Source organism: uncultured Amaricoccus sp. (assembly GCF_937891315.1).
In the GTDB taxonomy this organism is placed as follows: Bacteria; Pseudomonadota; Alphaproteobacteria; order Rhodobacterales; family Rhodobacteraceae; genus Amaricoccus.
The window spans coordinates 1-4,577 of record NZ_CALAGI010000001.1 but is presented as its reverse complement, the minus strand read 5'-3'; the positions used below and the strand labels follow the sequence as shown (position 1 = coordinate 4,577).

Sequence of the window (4,577 nt, the reverse complement as noted above, 5' to 3'; positions counted from 1 at the left end):
CAGCGATAGGCGATCTCGCACAACACCGGATCGAAGATCGACGTGCCCGAGGCGGTGGCGGCCTCCGACGCCGCGTAGTGATCGGCCAGGAGTTCCTCGGTGGTCAGGTCCCGGCCGAGCTCGGCCTCCGTGGTTCGCTTCTTGGCGTAGAAGCTCGGATCGCCAGAGGTGTGCGACGGCATCAGCACGCCGCCGTTTTCCTTCGCGCCGACGACATGCTCGCCGCGCATCAAATCCTGCCCGAAGGTCCGGGCCACACCCTTAGCCATGCGCCGGCTCCTTGGTCTTTGCGCGATCCAGCGGGCGGGCGCCGCCTGGCGTCGCGCCCCGCCCGAGCTCCGAGCGAATGCCGAGGTCCAGCCAGGCGCGCTTGCGATCCTGCCACCAGCCCTTGCGGGCATCTAGGATCGAGAACGGCGGCACCCCGAACCGTTCGGCCAGAGCGCCGGAATTGCCAGGGACCGCAGGCGATGCGGAAGAAGCATCGCCCTCGGTCCCCTCTCGGGGCGCGCTGGGGGGCGCCATCGGATCTCCAAAACCCGCGAGCAGGTCATCGATCGCCGCGTCATCGAAGCCGAGAAGATCGAGATCGAAGTCTTCCTCGCGCAATGCGACCAGCTCGGCGCGCAGCATCTCGTCATCCCAGCCGGCGTTCTCGGCGATGCGGTTGTCGGCGATCACCAGCGCCCGGTGCTGCGCCTCCGACAGATGGTCGAGGACGATCACCGGGACTTCGGCGAGCCCGAGATGCTTCGCCGCCAGCAGTCGCCCGTGGCCGGCGATGATCACGCCGTCCTCACCGGTCAACAGCGGATTGGTGAAGCCGAACTCCACGATCGAGGCGGCGATCTGCGCTACCTGATCGGCCGAATGGGTCCGCGAATTGCGGATGTAGGGGATCAGCCGGTCGACCGGCATCATTTCGATCTGCATGTCCGTCCCCTGAATTGGAAACGGGCGGAGGCTTGCGCCTCCACCCGAGAATCCGTCCAACCATCGTGCCAGATGCGCACCCGCGCACCCGGAAGGTGCGCACCGGGCGCGCACCCGGAATTTTGCTTTGACACTAGCGCCTTAGCGGGCCTTTGCCCCCCGCGTAGGCGAGGGGCGCCGGAAGAACCTTAGGCGGGGGGCCTGCCGCCCGGGAGAGGCGTCGCCGCCCACACCCGTCGCTAGCCTATGCCTTTTGTGCCCCAGAAGTGTTGCAGCTGTCGCGCCCGAAGTTCAACGCATCCTGCGGGTTGTCCTGCGTGTTCGCGCGGCCTTCGCGCGGTCTATCCCCGGTTGTCTCCGTGGGCGGTTTGGCTGATCGCACCTTTGCCGCTGATTTCGCTTGGCTATTCAGCTTTCGCGAAATCGTCAGAAGCGCCGCCGCCCACCGTCGCCACGCGGTCGATCGCACGCAACCGGCGCGGATGCAGATTTGCCGCCAGCGCACGTTCTCCGCTCGCAGCCAGACGATGCGGGCATCCTCGGGCTCGATCATCAGCAGCCAGTCGAAGCATTGCTCCATGCGGGTGATCGCCGCCGGGCTTGGCGTCACCCGCATCAGTCGCCCCGGCGTGTAGCCATACGCGTCCTTGGCCTCCTGGACGATCGGAGGCCAGCTTGAGCCGTAGCCACGCGGTTTGTCCTTCTCAGGCAGCCGGTGCAGGGTCAGTGCGGCCTCCTCAAACCGATCCTCGATCTCGCTGGGCGTGAGGGTCATGCGCGTTCCTTTCTCGGCGGAGTACTGATGGGCGCCGGTGACGCGCAACCGGCGAGCTCGGTGGCGCGCCGCGCCCAGAAGCGGCGGGTCTCGAAGATCGGGTTGGCCAGGGCGAGGAGCTGGCCGGGCGTCGGCGCGAAGACGTTGGGCGCTCGGCGCCAGGCCGTGCAGGCCGCCTCCAGGATATCCTCCGGCAGATGCCCAAGATCGCGCAGCCAGTCCTTAGCCAAGGCGCGACGGGCGGCGTCGGGCCGATCAGGGTTCGGATAGTGCCAGACCAATTCCTCAATCAGGCCGGCGATCTGCTGCGGAGTCGCCGGCGTCAACGCGGCATTCAGCGCCGCCGCCGTCGGGACGATCTGGGCGCGGTCCTCCGGCGACGGCTGTTCCCGGTGTTGAGCCTTCAGCGTCCAGTTCCGCAATAGCCGCATCCCAGGCGTCGCCGAAACCGCGCGCAGCGGCTCGGCCACGCTGGGCGGGACGGCGCGGTCGTCGATCTTGTTCATTGCGATTTTCTTCCCTTGGGGAGAGCGGCGCCTCGCGCCGGGCTTTTGCGTCGAGGATCGCGGCGGTGAAATACGCCCAGCTCCGGATTGGCTGGTCGCGCGGCCCGGCCGATTTCGCGGCGATGACCGGCAGAATGTCCCCGATCAGGTCGCATCCCGCCCGGAGCCAGCGATCGATCTCCTGGGCGGAGAGGGCGAGCGGACCGCGCTCCCTTTTGTCGAGTCCGGGACCGGCGACTGCGAGGCAGGCGAGATGGGAATTCGGCGCCGCGTTATGAGCAGAGTCTTTTAGTATCAGTGAAGGATCAAGGGCGGAAACCGCTTCCGGGGGGTGGGGAAATCCCTTCCGGTTGCCCCCCGGAAAATGCTTCCGGTTGGGAGCACAGCCGGAAAATTCTTCCGCCTGAGAAATTGGCTCCTGCTCGTCCTCCTCGATCAGCCCCGGCGGGATCGGCTTGCGCCCTACGAAGGCCGCGAGAAGGATGATGTCGGACTGCCGTGAGCCGTTGCCGCGCCGACGCGGAACGCGCCGCACGACGCCGCGCCCCTCAAGCCGCTGAAGGACCGATCGAACGGTGCGATCGGTGCAGGCCGACTGGTCCGCGAGCGTTGGCTGCGACGGCCAGCTGATCCCGTACTCGTTGGCGTAGTTCGCCAGGACCAGCAGGATCGCCTTCTCGGTGGCGCTGCGGACACGGAAGTCCAGCGCCCAGGTAATGGCCTGGACGCTCATACCGCGGCCGTCACGATCAGGCGCTTCACGATGGCCTCCATCAGGGCGATGCGCTTGTCGGCATCGCTCTGCCGCATCCGTCCGGCCCGTACGCGGCTCCAGTAGAACTGCCGGCGCAGGGCCAGTTCGCGGTCGGCCTCGCCGATCAGCTCCTGGATCGAGAACCCGCTGCCCTGTGCGTTGATCTGTTCCATAGGAACTTCCTCAGCGCTTCGCGGCGACGGCGCGGTGGGCGCCGGTCTTGCGGGCTTCCTGCTCGCGCAGCCACTCGCGGACCGCGTCCTTGCGATAGAGCACCTTGCGCCCCACGCGGACGCAGGGCGGCCCCACGCGGCGTGTCTCCCACCGCTGGAGCGTGTCCACGGAGATCGTCAGCTCGCGCGCCAGTTCCGCCCGGTCCACCCAGCCGACGAGCAGGTTGGCGTCCTCTGGCTCGGCATCGCTCAAGGTAATGTTTTCCATGTGCTTCCTTCCTCGACCGCGCTTCGAAAGTGACGCGCTCCGATCGATTCGCCGAGACAAGCACGAGGGAGGGACCGGCGCGGAGGCGGAAACCGGCAGAAACAAACGGGTAATTCCGCCGGTCCTTTTCTTGACCCTGACGCGGCGTCGCGGAGACGATTCCCGTTTGATCCCGACGCGCGAATTTACAACTTAGCGGCGAATTACCACGGAACCAGAATCGCCAACAGACCACTCCCCGCATTCCGCGGGGCCAAGCATCTTTTTCTATTCGGGGGTCATCGTGGCAACACAGCAAGGAGCCGGCTTGTGGCGTTACCACAGCAGTATTTGTTCACGATTCTCGAAGTCGCGGGGCGCTGGGGATGCACTCAGGCGCAAATCGTCAACATGGCGATCGCCAATGACCTCGATCTGGTGGTTGGGTTTGCGCCGGTGAAGTTCGGCGAAGACGCCGGCTGCGGCCTGATGAGCGTGGCGGGAATTGACGTCCGGCCGCTCTTTCGCCCCTTCGGCGAGGCGGAAAAGAAAGTCTATGTAAAACAAGCCCGTCGGCCTGGAACGGAGGACTGGAAGATCATCACTGAACCGGCGGAAGGTGTGGGCCTCGCCGCCGCTGATATCATGATCACCGCCTCCGAGATGGATCGTTTTGAGGAGGCCCATGGCGTCGGGCGGGGCCGGGGTTCCGGCCCCGGAGCGCCGTCCAGATACGACTGGGACGGGTTCTACATCGCTCTGATGAAACGGGTGCACATTAGTGGATTTCCGGCTCGCCAGAAGGACCTGATCGTCGAGATGCAGGAGTGGTTCATCGCGAATTCCCCGGTCGGAGAAGCCCCCGATGAAAGCACGATCCGACGACGGATTCAGACAGTGTGGCAGGCGTTGAACGGCGGCTAAACCCGTCGGCTCGACGGCCCCGGAGCGACAACCTATGGAAGCGCCTGAGCAAGTCATTGGCGGAGCACCGCTTTTCGCGCCGCCTAACAGCCTCAAAAAAAACGGCGGAATTGCGGCGGTGTTTCCGCCGGTTTCCGCCTCCGCGCCGGTCCCCGGTCGAGAGCATGTTGCTCCGCGCCGATTCGCACCGCTCAGTCGGCATCGTGAGGGAGTGAGATATGAAGGCACGAGATCGGAAGAGCGTCGTGTAGGGAAAGAGTGTCTT

7 protein-coding genes and 1 pseudogene are annotated in these 4,577 nt (G+C 65.8%); 1 reads left to right on the top strand and 7 read right to left on the bottom strand.

What is annotated here, in order from left to right; all coding sequences use genetic code 11:
* From Q0480_RS00040 to Q0480_RS00010, 7 genes and pseudogenes are all read right to left on the bottom strand, one after another.
* Positions 1 to 269 (bottom strand): annotated as a pseudogene (locus Q0480_RS00040) (DNA methyltransferase); the annotation flags it as partial.
* Entirely contained in the window at positions 262 to 933 is a 672-nt protein-coding gene (locus Q0480_RS00035; RefSeq protein ID WP_299129445.1) for a ParB/Srx family N-terminal domain-containing protein, read from the bottom strand. The pseudogene Q0480_RS00040 and the gene Q0480_RS00035, both read right to left, overlap by 8 nt.
* A 244-nt stretch (positions 934 to 1,177) precedes the next feature.
* Entirely contained in the window at positions 1,178 to 1,708 is a 531-nt protein-coding gene (locus Q0480_RS00030) for a DUF6362 family protein (RefSeq protein WP_299129443.1), read from the bottom strand.
* Entirely contained in the window at positions 1,705 to 2,034 is a 330-nt protein-coding gene (locus tag Q0480_RS00025; protein ID WP_299129441.1) for a hypothetical protein, read from the bottom strand. Before Q0480_RS00025 ends, Q0480_RS00030 begins: the two co-directional genes overlap by 4 nt.
* On the bottom strand, positions 1,994 to 2,947 hold the full coding sequence (locus Q0480_RS00020) for a helix-turn-helix domain-containing protein (RefSeq protein ID WP_299129439.1): 954 nt from the start codon (positions 2,945 to 2,947) through the stop codon (positions 1,994 to 1,996). The genes Q0480_RS00025 and Q0480_RS00020 overlap by 41 nt, the downstream gene beginning before the upstream one ends.
* Complete coding sequence (locus Q0480_RS00015) at positions 2,944 to 3,141, bottom strand: hypothetical protein (RefSeq protein ID WP_299129437.1); 198 nt, start codon at positions 3,139 to 3,141, stop codon at positions 2,944 to 2,946. Before Q0480_RS00015 ends, Q0480_RS00020 begins: the two co-directional genes overlap by 4 nt.
* Positions 3,142 to 3,151: 10 nt before the next feature.
* Positions 3,152 to 3,409 (bottom strand): helix-turn-helix domain-containing protein, encoded by a 258-nt coding sequence (locus Q0480_RS00010; protein ID WP_299129435.1) that lies wholly within the window; start codon positions 3,407 to 3,409, stop codon positions 3,152 to 3,154.
* Positions 3,410 to 3,718: 309 nt separating this feature from the next.
* On the opposite strand from Q0480_RS00010, the gene Q0480_RS00005 reads away from it, so the two are divergent.
* On the top strand, positions 3,719 to 4,312 hold the full coding sequence (locus tag Q0480_RS00005) for a hypothetical protein (protein WP_299129433.1): 594 nt from the start codon (positions 3,719 to 3,721) through the stop codon (positions 4,310 to 4,312).
* Positions 4,313 to 4,577: the final 265 nt, after the last annotated feature.